Origin of the sequence: Actinoplanes sp. HUAS TT8 (assembly GCF_051380535.1) — a bacterium.
Classification (GTDB): domain Bacteria; phylum Actinomycetota; class Actinomycetes; order Mycobacteriales; family Micromonosporaceae; genus Actinoplanes.
Map to the genome: position 1 here is coordinate 5,636,903 of NZ_CP195646.1, position 24,775 is coordinate 5,661,677.

The 24,775-nt window shown below is 70.4% G+C and carries 27 protein-coding genes; 12 read left to right on the plus strand and 15 right to left on the minus strand.

What is annotated here, in order from left to right; all coding sequences use genetic code 11:
• Position 1 precedes the first annotated feature (1 nt).
• Genes ACSHV8_RS25175 through ACSHV8_RS25185 form a run of 3 tightly spaced genes read right to left on the minus strand, consistent with a single transcriptional unit; the run spans position 2 to position 4,099 of the window.
• Entirely contained in the window at positions 2-865 is an 864-nt protein-coding gene (locus ACSHV8_RS25175; RefSeq protein WP_436536336.1) for a hypothetical protein, read from the minus strand.
• Positions 862-1,320 carry a hypothetical protein gene (locus ACSHV8_RS25180; protein WP_436536338.1) on the minus strand — a complete coding sequence of 153 codons (459 nt, stop codon included), beginning with the start codon at positions 1,318-1,320 and terminating at the stop codon, positions 862-864. The genes ACSHV8_RS25175 and ACSHV8_RS25180 overlap by 4 nt, the downstream gene beginning before the upstream one ends.
• Before the next feature lie 34 nt (positions 1,321-1,354).
• Positions 1,355-4,099, minus strand: a complete 2,745-nt coding sequence (locus ACSHV8_RS25185; protein ID WP_436536340.1) for a M48 family metalloprotease — start codon at positions 4,097-4,099, stop codon at positions 1,355-1,357.
• Positions 4,100-4,391: 292 nt separating this feature from the next.
• Between ACSHV8_RS25185 and ACSHV8_RS25190 the strand changes: the two genes are divergently transcribed.
• Both ACSHV8_RS25190 and ACSHV8_RS25195 read left to right on the plus strand, forming a co-directional pair.
• Entirely contained in the window at positions 4,392-4,829 is a 438-nt protein-coding gene (locus tag ACSHV8_RS25190; protein ID WP_436536342.1) for an Rrf2 family transcriptional regulator, read from the plus strand.
• Between the two features lie 27 nt (positions 4,830-4,856).
• Positions 4,857-5,705 (plus strand): MBL fold metallo-hydrolase, encoded by an 849-nt coding sequence (locus ACSHV8_RS25195; RefSeq protein ID WP_436536344.1) that lies wholly within the window; start codon positions 4,857-4,859, stop codon positions 5,703-5,705.
• Between the two features lie 478 nt (positions 5,706-6,183).
• Here the strand turns inward: ACSHV8_RS25195 and ACSHV8_RS25200 are convergent, their stop codons facing one another.
• A complete protein-coding gene (locus ACSHV8_RS25200; protein ID WP_436536346.1) occupies positions 6,184-6,681 on the minus strand; it encodes a hypothetical protein in 498 nt (165 codons plus the stop codon).
• On the minus strand, positions 6,678-7,004 hold the full coding sequence (locus ACSHV8_RS25205) for a hypothetical protein (protein ID WP_436536348.1): 327 nt from the start codon (positions 7,002-7,004) through the stop codon (positions 6,678-6,680). The genes ACSHV8_RS25200 and ACSHV8_RS25205 overlap by 4 nt, the downstream gene beginning before the upstream one ends.
• A gap of 79 nt (positions 7,005-7,083) precedes the next feature.
• On the opposite strand from ACSHV8_RS25205, the gene ACSHV8_RS25210 reads away from it, so the two are divergent.
• Complete coding sequence (locus tag ACSHV8_RS25210) at positions 7,084-7,308, plus strand: hypothetical protein (protein ID WP_436536350.1); 225 nt, start codon at positions 7,084-7,086, stop codon at positions 7,306-7,308.
• Here the strand turns inward: ACSHV8_RS25210 and ACSHV8_RS25215 are convergent.
• On the minus strand, positions 7,277-7,891 hold the full coding sequence (locus tag ACSHV8_RS25215; protein WP_436536352.1) for a hypothetical protein: 615 nt from the start codon (positions 7,889-7,891) through the stop codon (positions 7,277-7,279). The genes ACSHV8_RS25210 and ACSHV8_RS25215 overlap by 32 nt on opposite strands.
• Positions 7,892-8,300: 409 nt before the next feature.
• On the opposite strand from ACSHV8_RS25215, the gene ACSHV8_RS25220 reads away from it, so the two are divergent.
• Positions 8,301-10,082, plus strand: coding sequence for a sensor histidine kinase (locus tag ACSHV8_RS25220; protein WP_436536353.1), 1,782 nt, complete (start codon positions 8,301-8,303; stop codon positions 10,080-10,082).
• The gene (locus ACSHV8_RS25225) at positions 10,073-10,717 is read left to right on the plus strand and encodes a response regulator (RefSeq protein WP_436536354.1); all 645 of its coding nucleotides are present in this window, start codon (positions 10,073-10,075) and stop codon (positions 10,715-10,717) included. Before ACSHV8_RS25220 ends, ACSHV8_RS25225 begins: the two co-directional genes overlap by 10 nt.
• 45 nt (positions 10,718-10,762) lie before the next feature.
• On the opposite strand, the gene ACSHV8_RS25230 is transcribed toward ACSHV8_RS25225, so the two are convergent.
• Positions 10,763-11,722: a matrixin family metalloprotease gene (locus ACSHV8_RS25230; RefSeq protein ID WP_436536355.1), complete on the minus strand. Its 960-nt coding sequence runs from the start codon at positions 11,720-11,722 to the stop codon at positions 10,763-10,765.
• 248 nt (positions 11,723-11,970) lie between these two features.
• Between ACSHV8_RS25230 and ACSHV8_RS25235 the strand changes: the two genes are divergently transcribed.
• Genes ACSHV8_RS25235 through ACSHV8_RS25245 form a run of 3 tightly spaced genes read left to right on the plus strand, consistent with a single transcriptional unit; the run spans position 11,971 to position 15,990 of the window.
• A complete protein-coding gene (locus ACSHV8_RS25235) occupies positions 11,971-12,465 on the plus strand; it encodes a SigE family RNA polymerase sigma factor (RefSeq protein WP_436536357.1) in 495 nt (164 codons plus the stop codon).
• Complete coding sequence (locus ACSHV8_RS25240; RefSeq protein ID WP_436536359.1) at positions 12,462-13,136, plus strand: hypothetical protein; 675 nt, start codon at positions 12,462-12,464, stop codon at positions 13,134-13,136. Before ACSHV8_RS25235 ends, ACSHV8_RS25240 begins: the two co-directional genes overlap by 4 nt.
• A gap of 49 nt (positions 13,137-13,185) precedes the next feature.
• On the plus strand, positions 13,186-15,990 hold the full coding sequence (locus ACSHV8_RS25245) for an endonuclease/exonuclease/phosphatase family protein (RefSeq protein ID WP_436536361.1): 2,805 nt from the start codon (positions 13,186-13,188) through the stop codon (positions 15,988-15,990).
• Positions 15,991-16,020: 30 nt separating this feature from the next.
• On the opposite strand, the gene ACSHV8_RS25250 is transcribed toward ACSHV8_RS25245, so the two are convergent.
• Both ACSHV8_RS25250 and ACSHV8_RS25255 read right to left on the minus strand, forming a co-directional pair.
• A complete protein-coding gene (locus ACSHV8_RS25250; protein WP_436536363.1) occupies positions 16,021-16,689 on the minus strand; it encodes a cation transporter in 669 nt (222 codons plus the stop codon).
• Entirely contained in the window at positions 16,689-17,018 is a 330-nt protein-coding gene (locus ACSHV8_RS25255) for an ArsR/SmtB family transcription factor (RefSeq protein ID WP_436536365.1), read from the minus strand. Before ACSHV8_RS25255 ends, ACSHV8_RS25250 begins: the two co-directional genes overlap by 1 nt.
• 133 nt (positions 17,019-17,151) lie before the next feature.
• Here ACSHV8_RS25255 and ACSHV8_RS25260 point away from each other — a divergent pair, with 133 nt between their 5' ends.
• Positions 17,152-17,838, plus strand: a complete 687-nt coding sequence (locus tag ACSHV8_RS25260) for an NAD-dependent epimerase/dehydratase family protein (protein WP_436536367.1) — start codon at positions 17,152-17,154, stop codon at positions 17,836-17,838.
• On the opposite strand, the gene ACSHV8_RS25265 is transcribed toward ACSHV8_RS25260, so the two are convergent.
• Both ACSHV8_RS25265 and ACSHV8_RS25270 read right to left on the minus strand, forming a co-directional pair.
• Positions 17,814-18,278 carry a DUF3237 domain-containing protein gene (locus ACSHV8_RS25265; RefSeq protein ID WP_436536369.1) on the minus strand — a complete coding sequence of 155 codons (465 nt, stop codon included), beginning with the start codon at positions 18,276-18,278 and terminating at the stop codon, positions 17,814-17,816. The two genes, ACSHV8_RS25260 and ACSHV8_RS25265, sit on opposite strands and share 25 nt — an antisense overlap.
• Positions 18,275-19,813, minus strand: a complete 1,539-nt coding sequence (locus tag ACSHV8_RS25270; RefSeq protein ID WP_436536895.1) for a CocE/NonD family hydrolase — start codon at positions 19,811-19,813, stop codon at positions 18,275-18,277. Before ACSHV8_RS25270 ends, ACSHV8_RS25265 begins: the two co-directional genes overlap by 4 nt.
• Positions 19,814-20,141: 328 nt before the next feature.
• Here ACSHV8_RS25270 and ACSHV8_RS25275 point away from each other — a divergent pair, with 328 nt between their 5' ends.
• Positions 20,142-20,492 (plus strand): hypothetical protein, encoded by a 351-nt coding sequence (locus ACSHV8_RS25275; RefSeq protein WP_436536371.1) that lies wholly within the window; start codon positions 20,142-20,144, stop codon positions 20,490-20,492.
• Between the two features lie 55 nt (positions 20,493-20,547).
• Here the strand turns inward: ACSHV8_RS25275 and ACSHV8_RS25280 are convergent, their stop codons facing one another.
• Genes ACSHV8_RS25280 through ACSHV8_RS25290 form a run of 3 tightly spaced genes read right to left on the minus strand, consistent with a single transcriptional unit; the run spans position 20,548 to position 22,420 of the window.
• On the minus strand, positions 20,548-20,868 hold the full coding sequence (locus ACSHV8_RS25280; RefSeq protein ID WP_436536373.1) for a YciI family protein: 321 nt from the start codon (positions 20,866-20,868) through the stop codon (positions 20,548-20,550).
• Positions 20,869-20,890: 22 nt separating this feature from the next.
• Complete coding sequence (locus ACSHV8_RS25285) at positions 20,891-21,640, minus strand: SDR family NAD(P)-dependent oxidoreductase (RefSeq protein WP_436536375.1); 750 nt, start codon at positions 21,638-21,640, stop codon at positions 20,891-20,893.
• A 27-nt stretch (positions 21,641-21,667) separates the two neighbouring features.
• Positions 21,668-22,420, minus strand: a complete 753-nt coding sequence (locus tag ACSHV8_RS25290; protein ID WP_436536377.1) for an SDR family NAD(P)-dependent oxidoreductase — start codon at positions 22,418-22,420, stop codon at positions 21,668-21,670.
• Between the two features lie 128 nt (positions 22,421-22,548).
• On the opposite strand from ACSHV8_RS25290, the gene ACSHV8_RS25295 reads away from it, so the two are divergent.
• Positions 22,549-23,172: a TetR/AcrR family transcriptional regulator gene (locus tag ACSHV8_RS25295; protein WP_436536379.1), complete on the plus strand. Its 624-nt coding sequence runs from the start codon at positions 22,549-22,551 to the stop codon at positions 23,170-23,172.
• Between the two features lie 42 nt (positions 23,173-23,214).
• Positions 23,215-23,832: a YdeI/OmpD-associated family protein gene (locus tag ACSHV8_RS25300; protein ID WP_436536381.1), complete on the plus strand. Its 618-nt coding sequence runs from the start codon at positions 23,215-23,217 to the stop codon at positions 23,830-23,832.
• On the opposite strand, the gene ACSHV8_RS25305 is transcribed toward ACSHV8_RS25300, so the two are convergent.
• A complete protein-coding gene (locus ACSHV8_RS25305) occupies positions 23,821-24,705 on the minus strand; it encodes a GNAT family N-acetyltransferase (protein ID WP_436536383.1) in 885 nt (294 codons plus the stop codon). The genes ACSHV8_RS25300 and ACSHV8_RS25305 overlap by 12 nt on opposite strands.
• Positions 24,706-24,775 lie beyond the last annotated feature (70 nt).

The window sequence follows — 24,775 nt, forward strand, 5'->3', positions numbered from 1 at the left end:
ATCAGGGGCGTACCGAGCGCAGCGCGTCGTACAGGGTTCGGGCGATGGTCGCGGGCTTGTTCTGGGCGCGTCCGCTGTCGATGTAGATGCTGCGGTAGCCCTCTTCGGTGAACAACGTGCCGCCGCCCTCGACCAGGCGCTTCTGATCGGCTTCGGACATGCCCTGGCCCGGGTTCATGATCAGCCAGCGCAGCCCGGGGTCCTTGACGAACGCCGCGATGATGCCGGACGACAGCGTCACGTACACGTCGCCCTTCTTGTTCTTGGAGTCCTCGTACGGGTAGATGGAGATGATGTTCTTCCCGGCCGCGGCCGTGACCAGCGGTGACGTGGTGACCAGGCGGGCGTAGTCGGCTTTGGACAACACCGTCTTGAGCATGATCAGCGAGAACGCCGACTGCATTCCCTGCAGGTCACTGGAGATCGTCTCGTCGTCCGGGATGAGCCGGCCGATGGGTGCCTTCGCACCGAACAGCGGCTGGCTGTCGAGGGTGTCGGAGTTGCTGACCAGCGAATCGAGCAGGTATTCCTGGCCGGCAAGGTCGCTCGGCAGCGCCGGGACGATGTCCGGGTGGCCGTTCGTGCGCGCCCAGTTCAGCAGCGCGACGGCTTCGGTGCGCATGGCGACGTACGCGCGGGCGCGGGCCGGTTCGTCGTCGTAGGCGATGCTGCCGGCCGGGGTGAAACGGTAGGCGCTGGGATAGGTGTCGAGCCGGGCAACCAGGTCGTCGGCGGCCGGCGTTCCACCCGTGACCGGTGACGGGCCGGGGCCCAGCGGTGCGGCCGGGGTGTCGTCCCCGCACCCGGTGAGCAGGCCGACGGCGGCGGCTCCGGCGATGGCCAGGACACGGCGGCGGGCGATCATCGGTCACCGAGCCGGTGGCGCAGCAGCGCGGCGTACGCGGCCTCGGCGATCAAAGTGGCCTGCTCGGCCGGGATGCCGAGCCGGGCCGAGTCCTGCAGGATCCGGTCCCGGACCAGTTCGGCCTGGTCGATCACGTCGACCGGGATGATCACGTCGACCGGCCGGGGCCGGCGCCCGAGGCGGGCGGACATCCGCCGCCAGCCGTGCACGCCGACCGCGGTCAGCAGCGGCGTCACCGCACCGGCCAGGGCCGGGTAGATGATGGTGACCAGCAGATCGGTGCCGAGGCCGGCGCCGATCGCGCCACCGCGCCAGCGGATCCGGTCGCCGGCCGGTTCGAGGTCCCCGGCCAGCCAGGCGGCGGTCACCTGCGGCAACAGTTCCAGTTCGTCGGGCGCGGTGGCCTCGACCACCTCGCGGGCCAGGTGGCTGAGACGCAACGTGGACTCTTCCATCGCAATGTTCCCCTCGGCGTAGATGAGTGCGAACTCAGGGATCGAGCGCGTGAATGATCAACTTGGCTCCGGTGACCACCAACTGGTCGAGCAGGAGCTGCTGGGAGGTTTCCAGGCTGGCGTAGAACGGGCGACCGTACGCGATCTCGGCGATGACCACATTGTGGCCAACGGCGGCCACCAGCCGGGCACTGCCGGTCACGGCCGGAAGTCCCCCGACGGAGGCGCTGCTGGTCAGTCGGGAGCGCACATTCTCGTACGGGAAATCGGTTGGTCCTGGCATTTGAAGTGCCCACAGGTGACCGAGGCGTTCGTCGCTGAACGGTGCCGGCTCGGTCCACCGCGGGCAGCCGGCCAGCTCGGCCCGGGTCTGCTCCAGCACCTGCCGGGCCGCCTCGGGCGTCCGGTACGAGGTGAGCGACAACGCCATGGTCGCCCCGAGCGGCGGCATCGCGGTCGCCGGCAGCCCCAGCGCGAGCCCGCCGCTCGCGGTCACCGGCCGCGCCCGGTCGGCGGCGAGCCCGGCGGCGAACAGGTCCGCGCAGGACGGCGGCAGCACCCCGGTGCGGGCCCCGGCCGGCACTTTTTGATCAGTCCAGTCGACCGGCAGGAACCGCCGCGCCGCGGCCAGAGCGTCCTTCACCTCGCCGTCGGTCAGGGTCCGACCTGCCCCGGAGCCGGCCCGGCCGGCCGGTTCGACGTCGGCGCGGGCGAGCCGGGCGGCGTCGCCGGGCCCGCCGGTGACCGGTGCGGTCCAGCCCAGAGCGACCACCGTGGTGACCGCCAGCACGCCCGGCACCGCAACGAGGGCGACGCGCCGGCCGATCGTCCGGAACGGCGCGGCCACGTCGTGCACCAGGATCGCCAGCGGCACGGTCCCCACCAGCAGGGCGGTGAGCAGCCAGGCCGGACGCTGCTCGAAATCGGCCAGGAAGCGCGCCCAGTTCGGTCCCGGCCCGGAGCGGATGGCCCAGAGGACCTGCAGCAGGGCACTGGCCGCGGTGGTCAGCACGCCGGCCAGCACCGCGGCGGTGACACCGCGGCGGCCCCGGCCGGCCAGGAACAGCATGGTGACCAGCCAGCCGGTGACCGCGCACAGCAGCCAGCGACTGTGCAGAACGTAGTAGGCGTCGCCGCGCTCGATCACGTGGTCGGTGAGCCACACGATCGCCGGAGCGGCCGCGCCCACGGCGACGACGGCGACCAGCGCCGGCCCCCGCCAGCGCTTGCGCGGTCCGAGGGCCACCACCAGGGCGGTGGTCAGCGCGAGTCCGGGCGGTGCGGCGGCGGCGAACAAACCGATCGGCGTGCCGAACATGTAGCGGTCGATGGCCACGCTGCGCCAGAAGAAATGGGCGCTCACGACCAGGTCGGCGGCGTGCAGCAGAGCGGTGAACAGCAAGGACAGTTCAAGAACGACCAAAACCGCAGCGACGGTACGGCGAACCGGCCCGGCCGCCGCGGCCACCGCCTCGGCCAGCCCGGCCCCGAGCGCGCTGACCCCGACCAGCAGCACCACCCCGCCGGCCAGGGCGCCGGGCACGATGCCGTCCAGGAAGAATCCGTAGGCCGGGGCGATCGCACCGAACGGCGGCAACACATACCCGGCCAGCAGCCCGGCGGCCGAACCCAGTACCCGCGCCCACCACTGCCGACGGCCCGGGGCGGGTCGCCACGACCAGAGCGGCACCGTGATCCCGGCCCACACCGTCGCGGCGACCGCGTTCGCGACCAGGTCCACGCTGACCTGCCGCACCGTCTGGAACGTGAACATGGCCAGCAGCCCGACCGTGAACGCGACCGCGAACCCGCCCTCCCAGCGGCCCACCCGATCCAGCGCGGCGAACCGCTCGGCCTTCGGCGGGTGCGTCGCGAACAGCCGGCGCGGCGTCCAGCCCGGTGGCTCGCCGGCCGCGGTCGCGATCTCGGACAGGGCGGTCCGGGCGTCGGGACCGTAACCGGCGGCGAACCGGTCGGCGGTGTGCTCGCGGCGACGGAGCACCGCCGTACGCAGCAATAGTGTTGCCGAGGCAAGCGCGGCGGCGATCGGCAAAGACAGGGCGTAGCGGGTGGTGACCGCGAACGTCGAGACCAGGCCCGGGGCCATCGCGAGCAGCAGCACCGGCATCACGATCAGCCCGGCCCACCAGGTGGCCGACGCCCAGGTCAGGTCCCGGGCCCGGACGTGGCCGAGCTCGTGCAGCAGGACCAGGTCGAGCTTGCCGGTGATCTTGTCGTACGCCTGCTCGACCGGGACGACGACGGCCGGGCGCCGGAACGGGACCTTGGTGGTGTACGCGTCCCGGTCCGATCCGCCCGGCGGCAGCACCACCAGCCGGGGCCGGCGACGTCCGCGCAGGTCCAGCCGGTCGCAGCAGTCCTCGAAACGGGCGGTGATCACGCCGGCCTTGTCTTCGGGTGGCAGGCCGCGGCGAAACTGCCGTCGCACCTTGCGCTGCTGGAGCAGGCCGCCGACCAGGATCATCACGCCGGTCAGGACGATCACGCCGGCCGCCCCGCCGATCCGCGACGCCAGCCGGATCGTCTGGAAATCCTCGGAACAGCGGTCGTAGTCGGCCCGCCGGCCGATCAGCCCGGCGATCTCCCCACCGTCCGGGGGCAGGCCGTTCACGGCCGCGCAGGCCTGAACCTCACCCCAGTGGCCCAGGTTGTGCACGACGAAGACGATGTCGCCGGCGCCGGTGCCGACCCCGGCCAGGCCGAGGAGCACCAACAGGTACAGCCAGCGCATGCCGCGGGAGCCGACCGGTTCCGTCACGAGGCCGACTTTAGGAAGACTGTTCTCTGTGGACTATCGGGTCGCGGACCAGTTTCGGTTGGCCGGTCGGGCCCGGGGCGGGCGGAATCCGTACCGGGTGCGGGTCAGCCGATAAGGGCAGGCGGGACCGTGAGGTCCTGCGAGCCGTAGATCTCAGCCGCCGCGGCCGGGTCGTCCGGCAGGCACCGGTGGTGCCGGCCTTCCCTGAGGGAGCTCCCGTGCTCAAACAAGTTGCTGCCGTCACAACGGCGTTACCCTTGGAAAGTGTAACTGGTTTGGTTACGGTTCATCCGTGAGCGCCAACAGCAAGCTGACGATCGCCACCCACGCCCTCGCATGGGTAGCCCTCAACGAGCGACTGGGCGGCAAGTTCGCCACGTCCGAGCAGATCGCGAAGAGCGTGGCCACCAACCCGGTGGTGATCCGGCGACTGATGAGCGAGATGGTCAAGTCCGGGCTGATCGAGACGCAGCGCGGCCCGGGCGCCGGTTGGCGTCTGGCCAGGGCTCCGGAAGACATCAGCCTGTGGGACATCAACGAGGCACTCGGTGCGGAGGCCGCGTTCGTGCTGCACCGCAACGAACCCAGCGAGTCCTGCCCGGTCGCCCGCGGCATCCGCCCGGCACTCACACCCGTTTATGCCCGAGTCGACGACGCGATCCGTCGTGAGCTGGCCGGCACCCGCCTGGCCGACGTCCTGCAGGACACCCTCACCGTCAGTGGCGCCTGACCCGGCGACACATCTCAGGAGCTACCCATGACCAACAACACCAATCTCGCGTACGCCGTGCGCACCGCAACCCGGCAGGGCGTCACCCGCGACCTGCCGCACGGGCCGCAGGATCTGCAGTGGGTCGCCAACAGCGCCACCCTCATCTACGGCCAACACGACGCGGTTCTGGTCGACACGTACACGTCGATCGACCAGAACGACGAACTGGTGGACTGGGTGAAGTCGTTCGGCCGCAACCTGACCTACGTCTTCATCACCCACGGCCACGGTGACCACTTCTTCGGCATCGGTCAACTCCTGGCGGCGTTCCCGGACGCGAAAGCGATCGCCACGGCCGGATCCGTGGCGGGAGCGCACATTCAGGGTGGGCCCCAGTGGCGCGACGGATTCTGGGGAAAGCTGTTCCCCGGCCAGATCCCGGAAATCGCCTTCCCGGAGCCGGCCGACGGCCACCAGTTCGAACTCGAGGGCCACCAACTGCAGGTGATCGAGACCGGCTTCACCGACACCGCCGACTCCACCTCGCTGTGGGTCCCCGACCTGCGCCTGATCGTCGCCGGCGACGTCGCCTACAACGACACCCACCAGTACACGGCCGAGACGACACGGGAGACACGCGAACAGTGGGCGCAGGCCACCGAGCGACTCGCCGCGCTCGACCCGGTGGCGGTCGTCGCGGGCCACAAGAAGCCGGACGCGGCCGACGACCCGAAAATCCTCGCCGAGACCGCGGCCTACCTGCGTAGCTTCACCGCCGCCGCGGACGACTCCCGGACCGCGGAGGAGATGTACGACCGGATGCTCAAGCTCTACCCGCGCCGCGCCAACCCCGGCGCCCTCTGGGGTGGCGCCAAGGCCGCCAAGCCGGCGTAGCGACTGGCACCGTCGGCGCTACCGGCGTCTTACGTCCGTCAACCGCAACACCGGCTCCGACCTGGTAAATGGGCGGGTGCTGCGCGCAGCCGTCGGATGCGCCTCGGGCCTGTCACGGTGTTTTCGGGACGATGGCGAGCCGGGTCCGGTACTGCTTGGTGACTGCTCCGTTGCGGGCCATACCTTCCAGTCGCCCGGGCCGGACAGGAGCGAAGGGCTCAGGCGACTCCGCGGGACGCGCCGGATTCCGTCGAGAACCGCCGTGCAGGGACCTGCCGCAACGGCGGGGCCTCAGCGGGGCCGTCGTCGGCACGGCGGAGAATTTCCTTGTCGGAAATGGGGTCCGCGGGCACGCGCGGCACCTTCTCAGCGGGCACGCACTGCCGCCGTCGAATCACCGCATGCCGTTCGCTGACAAGGTATATCCTGCGCCTGCGGCAGCAGGCCATCCTCGTTTGCGCCACGTCGGAGCGAACCGCTACGCAGGATGAGACAGGCTCAAGGCAAAGATCTTGTGGATGCGCCATGTCTCGCCAGGTCGGCCTCCTGAGAAGAAAAGTTTGACGAGTACAAATCTCGTGCCGGAAGGGACCGCAACCAATAAGGAATCTTGAAAATCCTCCCCCGGCTCCAAGTACTTGAAGGACCCGAAGATACCGTACAGCCGGGCATCGTCAGTTTTTTTTGGTTGCACCGATGTGATCCGCTGAACCGGTTCGCCAGCCGTCGTGAGCGGCTGCAGCTCTATCCATGCCAATCTCCTGGCCACGCCTGTGGTGCTGGGGTTGGTCGCCGTGGCCCCCAGTAATACCCAGGTCGGGCCGCCTTGCGTTACAAAGACATCACCGACAAGTTCGAGTTTGACGAAAGAGTTGAGCGTCCGGTGAAGAGTGAATCGATAGATGGCCCAACCGCCGGCGACCAGCAGGGCAATCACCGTCGCCGCGTCCTTCATGGTGCTCAACGTGGCGCTCATCCTCGGATGAACCAGCGGGCGCGGTATCTCTGCGCGGGGCCGATCCCGACGTCGCGTCGTATGCGATCGACCCACTTGAAAGTTCTGTCAAGTTCGGTGTCGACCATGATTCCCTGTTCGATCTTCTCGGCAGCTTCGGTCAACTCTGCGAGTTGTCGTGCGATGTCCGCGCGCACGGTTGGTTCGATGTCCATGGAGGCATCGGCAACCTCGTCCAACGCGATGCGCAGGGAGGTTGCTTCGAGGAACGGCCTCGGATAACTGTTCGGTTCGCTACCCACGGCACTCTCCGATCGAACGTCGCCCGACTGGCTGAAGATCACCAGTACTCGAAATTGACGAATCGGCCTTGGCCCCACGTTAAGGCCGGGCGGCAACCTGGATTTTGCCGAGATCAATGGCGTGATCGACCGCATTCACGTCGGTACGTCCAGTCTTCGACGATGCGACCCGACCGCCTTGGATGCGATCCTGGCCGTGGCCGTCCTGATCGTCATGTACGTGCGGCGTCCCGGTGACCGCCCTCAGGTGCTCCTCGGCTGGCCGGCCGGCCTGATCCTGGCGCTGGGCGGTGTCGTGGCCGCCGCCGTCTACATCAGCACTCTCGGCTCGGGCTGCCCCGTCTGACCGTGTCGGCTGCCCGACCCGGTGGCCCGGTAGAGACCTGTCGTGGCCGCACGAGGGCCTGCCCCAGCGGCGCGGTCATCCCGGCGGGCAGACCGTCCCGCAGCAGAGGCATGTTGGCCGGGTAGTCCTCGAGCAGGCTGCCCGGCCGCCGCCCGGTCGGCCACCGGTCCGGGTCGGCGACCGCGATGCCCAGATAGGCCAGTCCGTGACCGGCCTCCCAGGTCGGGTCGATCGCGCGGCCGTCGCTGGTCACGCACCAGGCGTGCGGGAAGCTCCACACCGTGCCGGAGATCAGGGTCGCGGCCATGCCTTCGGCGTAGAGCAGACCGTGCCGGCGGGCGGTGGCCGCCGCGTTGCGGTAGGAGTTGCGGCTCGGCACCCGCCGCCCGGCCGGCCCCGGCGCGGGTGTGAACAGGCGCCCTTCGACCAGCAGCAGATGCGCCGAGCTGCGATGGGCCCAGCCGGTCGGCCCGCTCCCGGTCCGGTCGATGTGCCGGCTGAGGGTGCGCGCGTACTCGACCAGCGCCGACTCCGGCACCGTAAGCGCCGGCAACGGCCGGAACGCGTGATCCGTCGCCCGCATGCCCGGCTCCCCCTTGCGAGACCCGCGGGCCACCTCCGGCCCGCAACAAGATTCGTACACTAGTACTAATCTTGGTCGAGCGTCGGGTCCGGTCGGCGGAGCCGAAGAGCAGGGCGATCCACCGCCCGTCGAGCGGGACCACATCGGACCGGAAGGTGATGGACCGGCAATGCTTGGCGGCCGGTGCGGATTGCCGAACCGCACCGGCCGCGAGACCGCCGTCGCCGCCACGACGCGGTCTCCCCGTGACCGCTCGCCGCCGGAAAAGATCAACTGAGCTGCCGAGAAATTGACCTTGAATGGTTCCAGCCCGCTCACGATAAGCATTAGCGGCACCTGCTTAATAGGCGGGAAAACCCCCATACATTGCCGCTGGTGCGAGTAACGGCCGCGGACCAAAATGTTGTTCATGACCGTCACGACGCCCGGGACCGCGGCGTTTTCCCCGCGAATGCAGGGAAAGAGCCCGGTGCGCGCGGCCGCATTCGTCTCGTTGCTCGCCGCGACCACCGCGGCCCTGTCCTGGGTGCCCTGGTGGACCAGGGACTTCGCGCTGGGCAGCATCTACGTCCTGGTCGTGACCTCGTTCGCGGCCAGCGGCGTGTTCCTGCTGCACGACCGCAGCACCGGGCGCACCGGCTGGGCGATGATCGTGGCCGCGGCCTGCTACGAGGCGTCCTGGTGGTGGATCTGGCCGGACTCGTGGAACATCGGCCCGGCGCCGCTGTTGTCGTTCCTGTTCGGATATTGGTGGTTCGCGATCGGCGGGCTGGCCCTGTTGCGCTACCCGGAACCGGTGCTCGGGCGGCGCTACGAACGCTGGTACTTCATCGGCTTCGCCATCTGGATCGTCGGCGTGAAACTGTTCATCGTCGCGGTCTCCCGGCCCGGCTGGGCCGGCTGGGACGAGAACAGCTGGTGGCTGACCGTCGCACCGGACGATCACCTGTTCCGGCTCTGGTCGGTGATCTTCAAGATCGGCACGATCGTCCTCGCCCTCGTACTGGTGCTGCTGCTTGTTCTGAAAATCCGCCGCAGCCGAGGTCTGGAACGGGCGGACACGCTTCCCGCGTCCGCCGCCGGCATCGCCATCGGCATCCTGGGCAGCATCTACATCACGGCCCAGCTGATTCACCTGCCCGAGACGATCACCGGCGCGCTGCGGACGGTCACCGCCCTGGCCGCCCTGGTCGCCCCGGTCGCGTTCCTGGTCAGCCTCACCCAGCGCCGGCTGGCCCGGTCCTCGGTGGCCGACCTGGTGGTGCGCATGGCCGGCTGCGAATCGCTCAAGGACGTGCAGGTCGCGCTCCGCGAGGTGCTCGGCGATCCGGGGCTCGTCCTCGCGCTCCCGGCCGGCACGGCGACCCAGTTCGTCACGTACGAGGGGCATCCTCTGCGGCCCGAGGAACAGACCCGATGGCGGGTCGCGGTGCCCGGCGGCGACGGGCGCCCGCTGGCCGTCCTGCTGGTCGACCCGCTCATGCGCCGCCGCAGCGACCTGGTCCACAGCGCCGCCGTCGCCGGTGGCCTGGTCCTGGAGAACGGTCTGCTGCGCGACGACCTGGCCGCCCAGCTCGCCCAGGTGCAGGCCTCGCGGCGGCGCATCGCCGAGGCCGGCATGGCCGAACGCCGCCGCATCGAACGCAACCTGCACGACGGCGCCCAGCAGCTGCTGCTCAGCGTCCTGAGCAGCCTCAGCCTGGCCAAACACCGGGCCCAGCGCGGCGGCGACCCGATCGCCGCGATCGACACGGCCGGCAACGAACTCGACGCCGCCCTCGACGAGCTGCGCAGCCTGGCCCGCGGCATCCACCCGGCGGTGCTGAACGAATTCGGTCTCGAAGCCGCCATCTCCGGCATGGCCGACCGGCTGGGCATCGCCGCCGTCCTCGACATCACCCCGACCCGGCTGCCGGAAGCGGTCGAGGAAACCCTCTACTTCGTCATCTGCGAGGCCATGACCAATGTGGTCCGGCACGCCCAGGCAAAGACAACCCACGTTGAGGTACGTCTTGACGACGACCTGGTCGTCGCCCGGATCAGCGACGACGGCCGCGGCGGCGCGCGCCTGGATGCCGGCACCGGACTGGCCGGGCTGCGCGACCGGGTCGAGTCGCTGCGTGGCGATCTGAGCGTGACCAGCGAAACCGGTCACGGCACGACGCTGACGGTGCGTGTGCCGTGCGTGTAGCCCTGGCCGACGACGCCCCGCTGTTCCGCGCCGCCCTCGCCGCTCTGCTGCGGGAGATCGGCATCGAGGTCACCCTGGAGGCCGCCGACGAGAGCGAACTGCTGGCCGGCATCGCCACCGACCCGCCCGACGTGGTCATCCTCGACATCCGGCTGCGTTCCGAGCCGGGCACCGAGGGCCTGCACGCCGCGGCCAACGTCCGCGACCGGCATCCGGGCGTGGGCATCCTGCTGCTGAGCGCGTACTCGGCCGCCGAGTACGCGCTGCGCCTGCTCGAGATCGACCAGACCGGCGTCGGCTACCTGGTCAAGGACCGGGTCCGGGACGTGGACGTGCTGCTGGACGCGCTCGCCCGGGTGGCCGGCGGGCAGACCGCGATCGACCCGGAGATCGTGCGCGGCCTGATGGGCCGGCCCAGCCGGCAGCTCTCCCTGGACTCGCTGTCCTCGCAGGAACGCAACGTGCTGCGGCTGATGGCCGAGGGCTGCTCCAACAACGGGGTGGCCGAGGCGCTGTTCCTGAGCCCGCGCACGGTCGAGAAGCACATCCTGAGCATCTTCAAGAAGCTGAGCCTGGAGCAGCAGGAACAGAACAACCGCCGGGTGCTGGCGGTGCTGCGCTGGCTGCAGGGCTGAGCCGGCCCGCACCGTCGCGGGCCGGCTCAACCTCTCGGACCAAGGTCAGCGGCTGACCGAGTAGATGCCGGCCAGCAGCACCGGGTTCTGGCCGCCGATGTCCTCACGGGTGTTGGACACGTAGTACAGGACGTCGCCGCTGTAGCCGTTGTGGCCGAGCCCCAGCGCGTGGCCCACCTCGTGGGTGGCGACGTTGTTACGGGTGAAACCGTAGGTGGTCGGGTTGTAGTAGTCGTTGAGCTGGATCTTCGCGCCCGAGTCGGACAGCGCGCCGGGCGAGCCGGACGCGTAGTACAGCGTGGTCAGCCCGGTCCAGCCGGTGGCGCCGTAGTTGCCGGAGAAGACGTCCACGCAGCGGGAGCCGGACACCGACGAGCAGCTGTTGAAGTGGTACTCGCTGTCGATGTTCTGCACCGTGTTCCACTTGGGCACCGCCTTGGACACCGGCCACGAGGACCCGGAGTGGTCGTTGAACCGCACGTACGGGTCTTCCCACCCCTCGTTGCGCCAGTACGACACCGGGCAGCTGAACGTCGTGGCGTAACCGTACGAGCAGTCGCTCGCCGCCATCAGCGAGACGCCGTCGGCCGCCGCCGGCCGCACGACGCGGACCGATGCCTGCCCCCGGGACCGCAGGTTGCCGGCCAGCTGATCCGGGGTGACCCCCGGCGCCGGCAGGTAGGTGGTCACGCTGGTGCCCTCGGCCGTGACCTTCACGCTCTGCACGGTCGCCGGTGCCTCGGTGCCGGACGCCGCGACCTTGGGCGTCGCCGCTTTCATCGCGGCGAGCTGCCGGTCGGTGAGCTTGGGGAAGGCGGCCAGGTCGGTGGCCGGCGCCTTGGCCTTGTCGCCCGGGTCGGCCGAGCCCGCCCAGCTGCCGTCCGCCTTCTTCTCGGCCAGGAACGCGGCGTACTGCTGGTCCGGATCGATGACCGGTCCGGCGGACGCCGAGGCGGCGACCGGTAGGGTGACGACCGTCAGCACGACGGTCGTCGCGGTGGCCAACAGCCACCTTGAACGATGATTGAGCTGCATGTTTCCCCCGATTGTCGGTGCGGCGTCAGGGCCGCAGCGGCAGGCATCGATCGATGCCGATCGTTACGTTACGACCCGTGAGTGAATCGCCCATCGAATGAGTTCGATTGCCGACAGCGGGCTGACAAACCCGCGGCCCTCGGTTAGCAAGAGCGGGCATGCAGCGCCGGGCGGTGGCCGATGCGTCTTTCTGGTGAGAAGCACTGACGGGAGCGGGCGTGTCGTTCGAGGATTTCGTGGCGGGGTACGGCCGGTCGCTGGTGCGCCTGGCGTTCGTCCTGAGCGGCGACCGGCTGGTGGCCGAGGATCTGGCCCAGACCGTGCTGGCCGATGCCTACCGGCACTGGAAACGGGTGCGCGCGGCCACCAACCCGGAGGCCTATGTACGCCGCATGCTGGTCAACGCCCATCTGAGCTGGCGCCGCCGGCGCTGGACGACCGAACGGCCGGCCGACCTGCGCCCGGAGACCGGCGCCCCGGTGGCCGACCCGGCCGACGCGGTCGCCGCCCGCGATCAGATGCGGATGCTGCTGAGCAGGCTCGCCCCGCGCGCCCGGACCGTGCTGGTCCTGCGCTACTACGCCGACCTGGACGACGCGGCGATCGCCGCCGCCATGGGGGTCAGCGAGAGCTCGGTGCGGGCCACCGCCTCCCGGGCCCTGGCCAGCCTGCGGGAACCCGCGGCCATCGACGCACAGAGGGAGAACCGATGAACCAGTCGACCGAACGCGAGCTGCGCGCACTGTTCGCCGCCGACGCCGCCGGCGCCCCCGACGAGCTGGTCGTGGCCGCCGCGGCGGTGCGCCGGGTCCACCGCCGGCGCCGCACCCTGACCGCGGCGGCGGCGACCACGACCGCGGTGATCCTCGCCGCGGGCGGGTACATCGTCTCCCGGCCGGCCGCGACGCCGCAGGCCCAGCCGCCGATCGCCTCGTCGTCGGCCCCGGTCGCGTCGGTGCCGGCGGCCGATCTGCCGGCCGGGGTCAAGCCGGGCGATCCGGTCGGCTTCGGCGCGGAGTCCTGCGTCAAGGCCTATTCACCGAAGACGCTGGCCGAGAACGCCTTCGCCTTCGACGGCACCGTGACCGGCATCGGACCGGGACGAACCGATCGCAGCCCGAATCCCGCATCCCTGGATCTGCGATCGGTGACCTTCCAGGTGCACACCTGGTTCAAGGGTGGCTCCGGGGCCACCGCGACGGTGGACATGGCGTCGCTCACCGAGGATCCCGTTCCGGCCTATCGGATCGGTACCCGGTTGCTCGTGTCCGGCATGCCCCGCTGGGGTGGCGCACCGCTCGACGACGCGGTCGCGTGGGGCTGCGGTTTCACCCGGTACTACAGCCCTTCGACGGCGGCCGAGTGGGCCACCGCGATGAAGTAGACGGTTTCGAGGGGCAGAGGCGAGAGTCGATCTTGTGGCAAACTGCCGCATGATCTTTGCAAGACAACGGGGGAAAGCGGCGATCGTCGTCGCGCTGATGATCCTGGCCTTCGGATTGTGCAGTGCACGCGCCGAGGCCGCGGCCGCGCAGTCGGTCAAGATGCTGAGCTTCAACGTGTGCGGCTCCTACCAGGCCAACTGCCGGCCGCTGGAGGCGGCCGACGCCTGGGCCGACCGGGTCGCCCAGCAGGTCCGCGACTGGGACTCGGATGTCGCCGTGTTCCAGGAGATGTGCGCGGGCCAGCGGGAACTGCTCGCCCACCGGCTTCCGGCCAACTACCACATCGCTTGGTGGACCAACCGGTCCGGCGACAACGGCTGCGACAAGTGGCTGGTGCCCGGGGTGACCGCGAACGACGACTTCGGTGATGCCGTCTTCGTCCGCACCGACGCGGCCACCACCACCTACACCCGCGAGCTGACCGAACTGTGGGACCAGGGCCGGACCTCGTCCGCGGCGTCCGAGGAGAAGCGGGAACTGCTCTGCATGGGCGCCGTCGTCAAGGGGCGGGACAGTCTTGCCTGCACGGTGCACCTCGACACCGTGAGCGTCGACCAGGGCATGCCCGAGGCCGTGGCGCAGATGAACACCTGGGCAGCCGGCCGGCCGATCATCATCGCCGGGGATTTCAACGCCGACCCGTTCGACCCGAACCTGGGGGCGTTCTACGGCAGCGGCGGCGGGACCGGCGCCTTCCACGAGGTCGACGAGCAGGACCGGGCCTACTTCACCGACGGCTGCCGGCAACTGGCGTACTGCCGCTCCGGCGAGATGACGACCTTCGCCGGCACCGACGAGGCCGGCAATCCCAAGCCGGCTCGCAAGTTCGACTACATGTTCGGCTCGGCCGCCCAGGTGCGCTGGGTGCAGGGCGGCACCGTCGATCCCGGTTTCAGCCGCCGCGATCACAAGATCCTGCGCGGCGAGGCGGTCTGGGCCGACGACCGGCAGCCGCCGGCCACCCCGGTCGTCCAACCGGCCGCCGGCCAGCTGGTTCCGGATTCCCGCAGCGGCTGGTCCGGTGCCGCCGACATCGTGGCCGGCAAGTTCGACGGCGACGCGATCGACGACCTGGTGGTTCGCTGGTACAACGGCGCCGTGGACGTGTATCCCGGCCTTCCCGGCGGCAAGCTGGGCCAGCCCGTGGTGCTGCGCACGACCCAGGACGGCGGTTGGTCGGACGCGACCGACATCGCCGTCGGAGACTTCGACGGTGACCTGAAAACCGATCTCGCGGTCCGCTGGAGCAGGAACAGCCTGTACGTGTACTACGGCAAGGACGGGCTGAGGACCGGCACGTCGGTGATGACGACGTGGAGCCTGAACGGCGTCGCCGAGATCACCGCCGGCGACGTCGACGGCAACTCGGCCACACATCGGGACGCCCTGATCATCCGTCGCGACAACGGCTCGCTGGCCGCGATCACCATCACCGGAGCCGCGTACTCGTCCCCGCGAGAGTTGATGGCCGCCGGCCGGCTGTCGGACGCGCGGCACATCGCCTTCGGCGAGGCGTACAAGGTGGAGAAGGGCGGCACTGACCTCTACGACGACCTGTTCGTACGCTGGAACAGCGGCAGCCTGTACGTCTACCCCGCCCTGAAGAACGGTTTCCAGTCCACTTCGGCGCTGGTCCAGGCGGCCCCGGAGACCGGTCAGAACGAGGTCGCGGCCACGGCACTCGCTGACTTCGACGGCGACGGCCTGGACGAACTGGTCACCCGCGGCCGGCGCCAGGGCGGCACGTCGGCCGACGACGGGCGGCTGCACCTGTACAAGATCCGCCCGCAGACGGACCCGAACGTGGCCTCCGCGGCGGAACAGCCCGCGCTGGCCGACGCCGAGTTCGGCTTCACGGCCGCGACCCACCTCACGACCGGTTTCTTCACCGCCCCGGACGCGGCCGTCGTGGCGGCCCGCTGGGACACCGGCACCGTGACTCCGGCGATGGCACCCGACGGCAACGGCTACCTGCGGTGGGACGACGTGCGCGACATGGCGCCGCTGAACCTGGGCGGCCAGTTCGACAACGTGGTGATCCGGCAGGGCACGGACGCCGTCTCGGTCGTGCCCGTCCCGTTCCAGGCCGGACAGTCGCCGGCGCACCCCGGGCAGCCGGTGACCGCACCCTCCGGTGGCTGGTGCGGCGGCCTCGGCATCGCCGAACTGACCGCGGGCGACGTGCTCGGTGACGCCCGCGACGACCTGGTGCTGCGCTGCGCCGACGGTCAGGTGCTGGGCTACCCGGTGCTCGGCCGGCCGGATTCGGGCGGGTTGACGACCGGCGTCCCGGTCGTGATCCGACCGGCCGGGGACGTCAGCACGGTCGGCATGTACGTCGACACCATCGACGGGCATCAGGCGGTGGTGCTGCGCACCGCCGACGGTGCCGCCACGGCCCGCGTGGCCGACGACGCCGGTGGCTTCACCACCCGCAACGGGGTCTTCCCGGCCGGAGCCTGGACCGGCGCGGCCGACATGATCCGGGATCCGCGGGGAAACCTGCTGGTCCGCTGGGACAGCGGCGGGGTGCGGCAGTACCCGGCGACGACCACGGCCCCGACCACCGCGACCGGCCTCACGGTCGGCTCGTTCGACGAATCAGGGGTCGACCACTTCCGGTACGCCGTCGACGCCCCGGCCGACAGCGACAGCGCGGGATGGGTGGACGTCCGGTTCGGCCGCGCGGTGATTCCGCTCGCCGGCCTGTCCGCCGGGCCGCACACCGTCCACGTCATCGCGGTGGACCGGGCCGGCAACCGATCCGGCGAACTCGCGCAGCAGGTGGGGTAACCGGAGCACGCCTCGTGCCGACCGATCGAGTCAATCCGGCTCAGCACAGCATCGGTCGGCACAGGCGTCGGCGGCGCCCGGGCCGGGTGCGCAGCAGGCGTCACCGCGCCAGGCCTCACGGCCCTCCTTGATCGCGACGGCGGCGATGACCAGCGCGGCGATCGGGTCGGCCCAGCCCCAGCCGAGCAGGCTGTTGAGCAGGAGCCCGACGAGCAGGACGGCCGACAGGTACGTGCACAGCAGCGTCTGTTTCGAGTCGGCCACCGCCGTGCGCGAGCCGAGTTCGCGGCCGGCCCGGCGCTGGGCCCAGGACAGCCCGGGCATGACCGCCAGGGACACCGCGGCCAGCACGATGCCGACCGCGGAGTGGGCCGCCTCGGCGCCGCCGGCCAGGGCCCGTACGGATTCGACGCTGACGTAGGCGGCCAGCGCGAAGAACGAGATCGCGATGATCCGCAGCGCGGTCTTCTCCCGCTTCTCGGGGTCGGAGCCGGCGAACTGCCAGGCCACCGCGGCGGCCGAGGACACCTCGATGACGGAGTCGAGCCCGAACCCGATCAGCGCCGTCGACCCCGCGACGGTCCCGGCGCTGATCGCGATGACGGCCTCGACCACGTTGTAGGTGATGGTGGCGGCGACCAGCAGCCGGATCCGCCGGCCGAGCCGGCGCCGGCGTTGTGGGGCCAAGGTCAGGTCCATCAGCAGCAGTCCTTGTCGGCGGCGTCGGGGCAGGCGGCCGGGTCCACGGCCAGGACGAGACCGAGCAGGTTGTCGAGGGCGTTCCGGATGCGGGTGTCGGCCAGCTCGTAGCGGGTGCGCCGCCCTTGCGGGACCGCGACGACCAGGCCGCAGCCGCGCAGGCAGGCCAGGTGGTTGGACAGGTTCTGCCGGGTGACGCCGAGCAGGTCGGCCAGCTCGGCCGGGTAGCCGGGCGCGTCGCGCAGGGCGAGCAGCAGCCGGGCCCGGGTCGCGTCCGACAGGGCGTGACCGAAGCGCGCGAGGACCTGGCCATGGGTCATGGTCTCCATGCCCCGACAGTACAGCGAATCATGTATTCAGCGAAAGCTGTATCCCCGAGACCTCCCTGACGGAGAGGTCTCCACTTGACCAAGTGGAGACCTCTCCATTACCGTCGTTGCCAGGACACCGAAAGGAAAATCCATGCGCGTCGTACTGTTCGGGGCAACGGGAATGGTCGGACACGGGGTTCTCACCGCCCTGCTCGAAGACGCCACCGTCGAAGGCGTCACGGCGATCTCCCGCCGGCCGTCCGGGCGGCGCCACCCCAAGTTGCGCGAGGTCCTGCGGCAGGACTTCACCGACTACCGCGACCTCGACGACGTCTTCGCGACCGCCGACGCCACCCTCTTCTGCCTCGGCACCTCGTCGGTCGGGGTGAGCGAGCCGGACTACGTCCGCATCACTCAGGGCTACGCCGTCGCCGCGGCCGAAGCGGCCCGGCGCACCAATCCCGGCGGGCTGTTCGCCTACATCTCGGCCAACCGCGCCGACAGCACGAGCCGCACCATGTGGATCCGGGTGAAAGGCCAGGCCGAGGCCGCACTGCAGGCCGTTCACCCCCGGGTCTTCCTGTTCCGTCCGGGCTTCATCCAGCCCCGCCGGGGCGCGCGCCCGGCCACCCGGCTTCAACGGATCACGTACGCGATCCTCACCCCGTTCTTCCCGCTCATCAACCGGCTGTTCCCGGCCCAGGTCACCACCACCGACGCGATCGCCCGGGCGATGCTCGAAGTGCTGCACGCGCCCGCAACCGTGGCCCGGCAGCTGGACAATCCGCTGATCAACCAGACCGCCGCGCGGAGTCAGGTGACCCGGAACGCGGTGTAGCGCACCCAGTCGGCCCCGCGAACCGCCGAGGCCACAAAAATCGACTGCTCCAGTACGGCCAGTCCGGGCACCGAGGTCTCCAGCCGCACCGCGAGCCGGAAGTAGTACTCGGACGGATCGACCAGGTCCCCGCGCAGCAACGCTTCGAGCACCTCCGGACGCCCGCTGCGGACACCGGACGTACTCAGATAAACGTGGCCTCCCTCAGCGGTGCGCGCCGTGTACCGGGTGTCGACCTCGACCGCCCCGTCCGGGCGCACCAGTTGCCAGTCGGCCCCACCGGGCAGGATCTCGGCCTCCACCAGCCCGGTGATCCGGCCCCCGACGATCGGCACCACGCGGCGATGGCCGGCCCTGGTCACGCCGTGATCCTGCAGCTCACCGAGCCGGGCGTCCACCTCGAAGGCGGCCTCCAGCCCGGGCACCACCGGCTCGTTCACGCCGACCACACCGGCAGGTCGACGCGGGAGGCGTGCGAGATCTCCTGCTCGGCCCGGTGCAGCGTCGCCGCCTCGGCCGCCGGCTCCCCCGAGCCCGGGTTACGCGCGTATCGCGGGTGCGCCCCGGAACTGACCTGCACGCTGATCCGATGTCCGGCGGCGAACCGGTGGAAGGCCGGCCAGAGCGTGACCGCCACCTCCTGAAAACCGTCCGCGTCGGCGCCGCTGACCCGGCGGATGCCGTCGCAGACCGTCATCGACCGCCCGTCCGGGTGCACATCGCAGATCCGGACGAAGACATCGGCGCTCGGCCGCGACGACCGGAACAGGATCCGGGCCACCGGCTCACCGGCGATCGTCACCGGCTCACCCAGCACCTCACTGCGGAAGACCACCACGTCGGCCCGGCCCTCGTGGGCCGCGTTGTCCACCGGCCCGGAGTCCGGCAGCAGACTGGGGCCGCCGACGGCCGGCGTCGGATCGGCCGGGTCGTAGACGTAGGTGGTCACTCCCGCCTCCGACGGCTGCGTCGACAGGCGCCCCGACCCGTGCAGATTCCACGACTCGACGGCGGCATCGGCCGGCGGCCACGACGGCAGGTCGTGCCACTGCTCAGAACCGGTCAGATAGGCCCGGACCAGCGCGGCCCGCCCACTGGGCTCACCGGCGAAGTGCTCCTTGAGGAACGCGACCGCCTCCCCCACCGCCGGCCCGCCCATGCCCCGCGACGTGTGCCCCCACGCCCCGATGGTCAGCCGCGGCGCCCGCCCCACCGCCGCGAGCTGGGCATGGTTGCGCAACTGCCAGGGCAGGAAGATGTCGTACCAGCCGGTGATCATGTAGACCGGCGCGGTGACGTCGGTGACCGAAGCCGTGTGGGATTGCTCGGTCCAGTACTCGTCGGTCAGCCGCTCATGAGCGACCCAGTCCTGATACCAGTGCACGGCCCGCCCGGTCGCCGCGCTGTCCCCGGCACTGAGCGGCATTACCCCGAACGCCCGCCCCAGCTTCGGATCGGGCCGCACCATGGCCAGCCCGAGCGCCACCATCCTGCGCCGGATCATCCGATCCATCATCTGCGTCCAGCCGAGCGCGTTGCGCAGCGAGAACACCCCGTTGTCCCAGGTGATCTCCCCGAAGTCGGGCATGGTCACGAGCAGGCAGAGCGCGTCCGGCGCGAGCTCGGGCTCCTCCCGGGCCAGCCGCCCGGCCACCGCCCACTGCGTGAACCCCAGATAGCTCGGCCCGAACGTGGCCACCGCCCCGGTGAACCACGGCTGCTGCCGCACCCACCGATGGGTGGCGATCCCGTCGCGCTGCTCATCCACCTGCGGGGTGAAGACGCCGCCCGAACCCCAGGTCCCCCGGCAACTCTGATACAGCACCGGAAACCCGGCCCGGGCCAGGGCGCGAGCCTCGCCGGCCACCGGCCCGCGACGCCCGTACGGCCCCCGCATCACCACCGTCGGCAGCCGCGGATCCGTCTCCCCCACCGGCACGATCAGGTCGGCCAGCAGTTCCACACCGTCATCCATCGGCACCCGAAGATCCTTGCGGATCTCGATGTCATAGGGCCCGGGCTCAAGCCCGCGAAGTGTCCGCGACTGCACCCACCGCGAGAACCGTTGCCGCAACGAACCCATGGGCGTCCTTCCACGAGAGTCCGCCCAGTCTCACGACCCCCAACTTCCAGGTCAAGATCCAGCCCTTCCCGTACGGCATCCTCCCCCACTCCCCACCCCCGTGGCGGCAGCGGTGCTCACGACGTACGCAAATCTCCTGATCTTGATTTGATCGTGGCCCTGCCTCTTGGTCCGGCCGCGGCGAAACACGGAAATCCCTATCGATTGGTAGCGTTTCGCCGTGGCCAGGAAGAAGCGCAGAAGCCGGACCGCACAATCGGAACCTGTATCGACGGAGACCGACGGCAGGATCGAGCAATTCCAGCGTTCCGCCTTCTGGAATCTGCGCACCCGGATCGCGAACGTCACCATCGTGATCGGCGCGCTCGCGCTTCTGGTCGTCGCAACGGGCGGCGCCGAAAGATCGCGCCTGATCCCCACTTTGGCCTGCGCGATCGCGGGCGCCTGCGGGCTCGGGGTCCACGCCGGCCGGCCGTATCCGGTTCTTGCCCGATGGTTACTGATCTCCGCGGTCACGCTGACCGTCGCCGGCATCGTCGCGCTCCTGATCGTCGTCGGCGCCGGCGGTTGATACGAAAAATGCGCCGGGAGCTGGGAGCCGGACGGCGCTCAGCTCCCGGCGGGGATCAGTTGTGGAACGGGATCCACCAGGGTTTGACGTCGACGGTCAGCATTCCTGACCTGACTGTCGGGTCGTCGGTGGCGATGGTGGTGGCCTGGTCGAAGGTGACGTTCTTGAGGATCGTCATGCCGCCGGAATCCATGGCGCCGCCGGCCGTTTCCATGAACGGGCCGCTCAGCACCATGTGACCGGTGGCGAAGACCTGCTCCATGTAGTCGACGTGGATTCCGAATTCGGGCTGTTCGTTGTAGACGACTCCCGGCACCCATGTCGGGCCGGGGCGCTGGGTCACGATGAAATAGGTGGGTCCGTTCATGTCAGCCATGACCGCTGTCCTTTCCGGGGTTTCATCCGAGGGCGAAGGTGCGCTCGTCCGGCGCGGCCTTGCGCAGGGCGAGGATCTGCCGGGCGAATTCGCCGACCGGAATGCGCAGCGGCAGGTCGGCCCGGTCGACCGCGTCCGCGATGACCGACGCCGCCTCGGCGGTGGGGATCATGCCGGGGAAGCTGGTCTGTGCGTGCAGGGCGGCGTACGCGTCGTCGCCGCCGCGCAGCTCACGGGGTGAGTCGAGGGCGCCGCTGGCGACCGGGCCGGGCTGCAGCAGACCGACCGAGATGCCGTGCGCGGCGGTCTCCTGGGCCAGTGACTCGGCGAGTGCTTCGAGGGCGAACTTCGAGGCCGAGTACGCGCCGTCGAGCGGGAACGCGATGCGGCCGTTGATGCTGGAGACGTAGAGGATGCGGCCGCTGCCCCGGCGACGCATCTGGGGCAGCACGGCCCGGGTCGCCCGGATCGCGCCGACGGTGTTGACGTCGAGCAGGTGCAGCAGTTCGTCCGCGGGCGTCTCCTCGATCGCGGACCGGAAGTACTGCGCCGAGTTGGAGATCAGCACGTCGATGTCGCCGGCCGCGGCGACGGCGGCGTCCACCGAGGCCTGGTCGCTCACGTCGAGGGCCAGCCGGGCGGCGACGTCGAGGTCGTCGAGGGTTTTCGGGTTGCGGGCGGTGGCGATGACCCGGTGGCCGCGCCGGCCCAGTTCGATCGCGGTGGCCCGGCCGATGCCGCTGGACGCGCCGGTGATGAGTACGGATGCCATGTCTTCACTTCTCTCTGGTGGTCGGGATCAGATCTCGGTGACGCCGCCGTCGGCGACGAGTTCGAAGCCGGTGGTGTAGCTGCTCTGGTCGGAGGCCAGGTAGTAGACGGCGTCGGCCATCTCCTCAGGGCGGCCCAGCCGGCCCATCGGGATGATCGACTTGAACGCCGCCAGGGCGGTCTCGACCGCTTCGGGCGTGGTGAACTGGACGTCGATGATCGGGGTCTCGATGACGCCGGGGCTGAGCACGTTGACGCGAATGCCCTGGTCCTTGAGCTCGGCCGCCCAGGTGCGGGCGAACGAGCGGATCGCCGCCTTGGTTCCCGCATAGGCCCCGTACGCGGGGAAGCCCTTGACGTTCATGCCGGAGGAGACCAGCACGATCGCGCCGCCCTCGATGAACAGCGGCAGGGCTTTCTGCACGGTGAAGTACGTACCGCGGGCGTTGGTGTTGAAGGTCTTGTCGAAGTGCTCGGCGTCGGCCAGCGCGGTCGGGCGCAGCTCGACGGTGCCGGCGTTGGCGACCAGGATGTCGAGCCGGCCCTTCTCCTCGCCGATGGTGGCGTAGAGCCGGTCGAGGTCGTCGAGGTTCGCGATGTCGCCGGTGATCGCGCGGACGTTGCCGCCGATCTCGGCGACCGCCTTGTCCAGTTCGGTGGCTCGGCGGCCGGTGATGTAGACGAAGGCGCCCTCGCCCGCGAACCGTTTGGCGGTGGCCAGGCCGATGCCGGTGCTGCCGCCGGTGATGAGTGCGATCTTGCCGTGGAGCGTGCCGCTCATGTCGTACTCCCAGGTGAAGCGTGTTCTGTACTGGTGCGTCAAAAACATACCTCGGTTCTGTACTGAAGCGTCAAGAACGCCGGGTGTGTTCTGTACTACACCGTCAAAAACGCGCTACGCTGTACGCCATGGCCCGCCCCCGCGCTTTCGACGAGCAGACCGTCCTCGACGCCGCCGTCCGCCAGTTCCGCACCGGCGGCTACGCCGGGACCAGCCTCGACGACATCTCCGCGGCCACCGGAGTCGGCCGCGGCAGCCTCTACGCCTCGTTCGGCGACAAACACACGGTCTTCATCAAGGCCCTGCACGAGTACGTGCGGCAGGCCCTGATCCAGACGCACGACGAACTCGACGGCCCGGACGAGACCGCGGTCGACCGCCTGCGGGCGTGGATCCTCGCCGGCGCCGGTTTCGTCCTGCGCGACGACGAACACTTCGGCTGCATGGCCGGCAAGTTCGCCCTCGAGGTCGGCGACAACGACGCCCAGGCCCACGAGATCATCCTCGGCGTCTTCACCGAACAGCAGCGTGTGCTGGCCGACTGCGTCGCCGCGGCGCAACGCCACGGTGATCTCGACCCGGCCGCCGACGGCTGCGCGATCGCCTGCATGATCCTGGCCCTCAACCGGGGCATGGACGTGATGGCCAAGGGCGGCATCGGCCAGGACGTTCTCGACGACGCCGCCCACCTGGCGTTCCGCGGCCTCCCGCTGACCGACGCCTACCGTGACCGGACCCGGGTCGCCGGCTGACGGCGGACGCTGCGGCCACGTCGCGTCGGTTAGCCTGCGGTGATGGGGAGCGCTGAGCTGGATGAGTTGATCGTTGCCGATCCTGAGGCGCTGCGGGTGTGGTTGGCCGCCAACCACACCACGTCGCCCGGGGTGTGGCTGGCCCTGACCAAGAAGGGTGGGACGGTCACGACGCTGACCTGGCAGCAGGCGGTCGACGAGGGGCTGTGCTTCGGCTGGATCGACGGGCAGGCGCGGAAACGGGACGAGGAGAGCTCGTGGATCCGGTTCACCCCGCGCCGGCCCCGCAGCGTCTGGTCGCAACGCAACGTCGCCCACGTGGCCCGGCTGGAGGCGGCCGGGCGGATGCTGCCCGCGGGGCTCGCCGCGGTGGAGGCGGCCAAGGCCGACGGGCGGTGGGCGGCGGCCTATGCACCGTCGTCGGAGGCCGAGGTGCCGGCCGACCTGCTGGCCGCCATCGCCGTCGTCCCGGCCGCTCAGGCGATGTTCGACGTGCTGACCAAGACCAACAAGTTCGCCCTGACCTATCGGGTCAACGGCGCCAAGCGGGCCGAGACCCGGGAGCGGAAGATCGGCGAGATCGTCGCCATGCTGGCCCGGCACGAGGCGTTCCACCCGCAGAAGGCCAAGCCGGCCGACCCGCCGGCCTCAGACGGGTAGGTCGTGGGCCATGTGCTCGGCGGTCGGCCGGAATCCGAGCCGTTCGAGCCAGGGGAACGGGCCCGGCACGGTGGCCAGGACCTGCGGTTGGCCGGCCAGTTCGGTGAGCACCGCGCGAACCGCGGCCCTCCCGTGGCCGGATGAGCGGTGCGGCGGGTCGATGTCGACGCGGTAGAGGCCGCCGAGATCGGGCCGGAAGAAGTGCTTCCGGCTGTACGAGACCCAGCCGACCGTACGCCCGCCGGCCACGACCGCGGCGTTGACCGTCTCCGGGGTCTGCCGGGCTTCGACCCGTTCCCGGGCCCGCACCGGGTCGAGGCCCAGCTCCACCGCCACCGCGGAAACCGACGCCTCGATCCGGGCGGACGGGTCGGCCAGCGGAACCAGGACGACCGGGCCGGGCGGCGACACGTACGGGACGACCGTGAGCTGCTGCAGGACGACCCGGTAGCCGAGCCGTTCGTACAGCCGCCGGGCCACGTCGTTGCCGCCGAACACGTTCAGGCCGACCCGGGTGGCGCCGCGGGCTGCCAGTTCGGCCTCCATCGCGCGCACGATCGCCGCGCCGAACCCGCGCCGCCGGAAGCCGGCGTCGACCACCACCTCGTTGATCCACGCCAGGTCCGGCATGACCCGGCCGGGCAGCGAGGCCCAGATCCAGCCGACCTCGTCCGCGCCCGACCAGGCCGTCCGCAGCAGCTCATCCGGGGTGCGGGGGCCGTCCGGGAGCGAGGCGTCGGTGTCACGGGCCGCGGCGTCCTCCGCGGCGGCCCGCGTCGTGCCGGCCAGCTCGGCGGTGGCCAGGGCGAACTGCGTGATCATCTCGGCCCGGCGGCGCGCGAACGACGCGGGCGTCATCGGGCGCAACTGCACCGGGTCATCATCCCGGATCGCAAATCGAGATTCAAAAGCCGATTGAGACGTACCGCGATGATCAGCCCTG

What these genes read in the sequence shown, in the direction of transcription:
- ACSHV8_RS25175 (WP_436536336.1), bottom strand. Translation starts at nt 865, where the DNA reads ATGATCGCCCGCCGCCGTGTCCTGGCCATCGCCGGAGCCGCCGCCGTC.
- ACSHV8_RS25180 (WP_436536338.1), bottom strand. Translation starts at nt 1,320, where the DNA reads ATGGAAGAGTCCACGTTGCGTCTCAGCCACCTGGCCCGCGAGGTGGTC.
- ACSHV8_RS25195 (WP_436536344.1), top strand. Translation starts at nt 4,857, where the DNA reads ATGACCAACAACACCAATCTCGCGTACGCCGTGCGCACCGCAACCCGG.
- ACSHV8_RS25200 (WP_436536346.1), bottom strand. Translation starts at nt 6,681, where the DNA reads ATGAGCGCCACGTTGAGCACCATGAAGGACGCGGCGACGGTGATTGCC.
- ACSHV8_RS25215 (WP_436536352.1), bottom strand. Translation starts at nt 7,891, where the DNA reads ATGCGGGCGACGGATCACGCGTTCCGGCCGTTGCCGGCGCTTACGGTG.
- ACSHV8_RS25220 (WP_436536353.1), top strand. Translation starts at nt 8,301, where the DNA reads ATGACCGTCACGACGCCCGGGACCGCGGCGTTTTCCCCGCGAATGCAG.
- ACSHV8_RS25240 (WP_436536359.1), top strand. Translation starts at nt 12,462, where the DNA reads ATGAACCAGTCGACCGAACGCGAGCTGCGCGCACTGTTCGCCGCCGAC.
- ACSHV8_RS25245 (WP_436536361.1), top strand. Translation starts at nt 13,186, where the DNA reads ATGATCTTTGCAAGACAACGGGGGAAAGCGGCGATCGTCGTCGCGCTG.
- ACSHV8_RS25250 (WP_436536363.1), bottom strand. Translation starts at nt 16,689, where the DNA reads ATGGACCTGACCTTGGCCCCACAACGCCGGCGCCGGCTCGGCCGGCGG.
- ACSHV8_RS25255 (WP_436536365.1), bottom strand. Translation starts at nt 17,018, where the DNA reads ATGGAGACCATGACCCATGGCCAGGTCCTCGCGCGCTTCGGTCACGCC.
- ACSHV8_RS25260 (WP_436536367.1), top strand. Translation starts at nt 17,152, where the DNA reads ATGCGCGTCGTACTGTTCGGGGCAACGGGAATGGTCGGACACGGGGTT.
- ACSHV8_RS25270 (WP_436536895.1), bottom strand. Translation starts at nt 19,813, where the DNA reads ATGGATGACGGTGTGGAACTGCTGGCCGACCTGATCGTGCCGGTGGGG.
- ACSHV8_RS25280 (WP_436536373.1), bottom strand. Translation starts at nt 20,868, where the DNA reads ATGGCTGACATGAACGGACCCACCTATTTCATCGTGACCCAGCGCCCC.
- ACSHV8_RS25285 (WP_436536375.1), bottom strand. Translation starts at nt 21,640, where the DNA reads ATGGCATCCGTACTCATCACCGGCGCGTCCAGCGGCATCGGCCGGGCC.
- ACSHV8_RS25290 (WP_436536377.1), bottom strand. Translation starts at nt 22,420, where the DNA reads ATGAGCGGCACGCTCCACGGCAAGATCGCACTCATCACCGGCGGCAGC.
- ACSHV8_RS25295 (WP_436536379.1), top strand. Translation starts at nt 22,549, where the DNA reads ATGGCCCGCCCCCGCGCTTTCGACGAGCAGACCGTCCTCGACGCCGCC.
- ACSHV8_RS25300 (WP_436536381.1), top strand. Translation starts at nt 23,215, where the DNA reads ATGGGGAGCGCTGAGCTGGATGAGTTGATCGTTGCCGATCCTGAGGCG.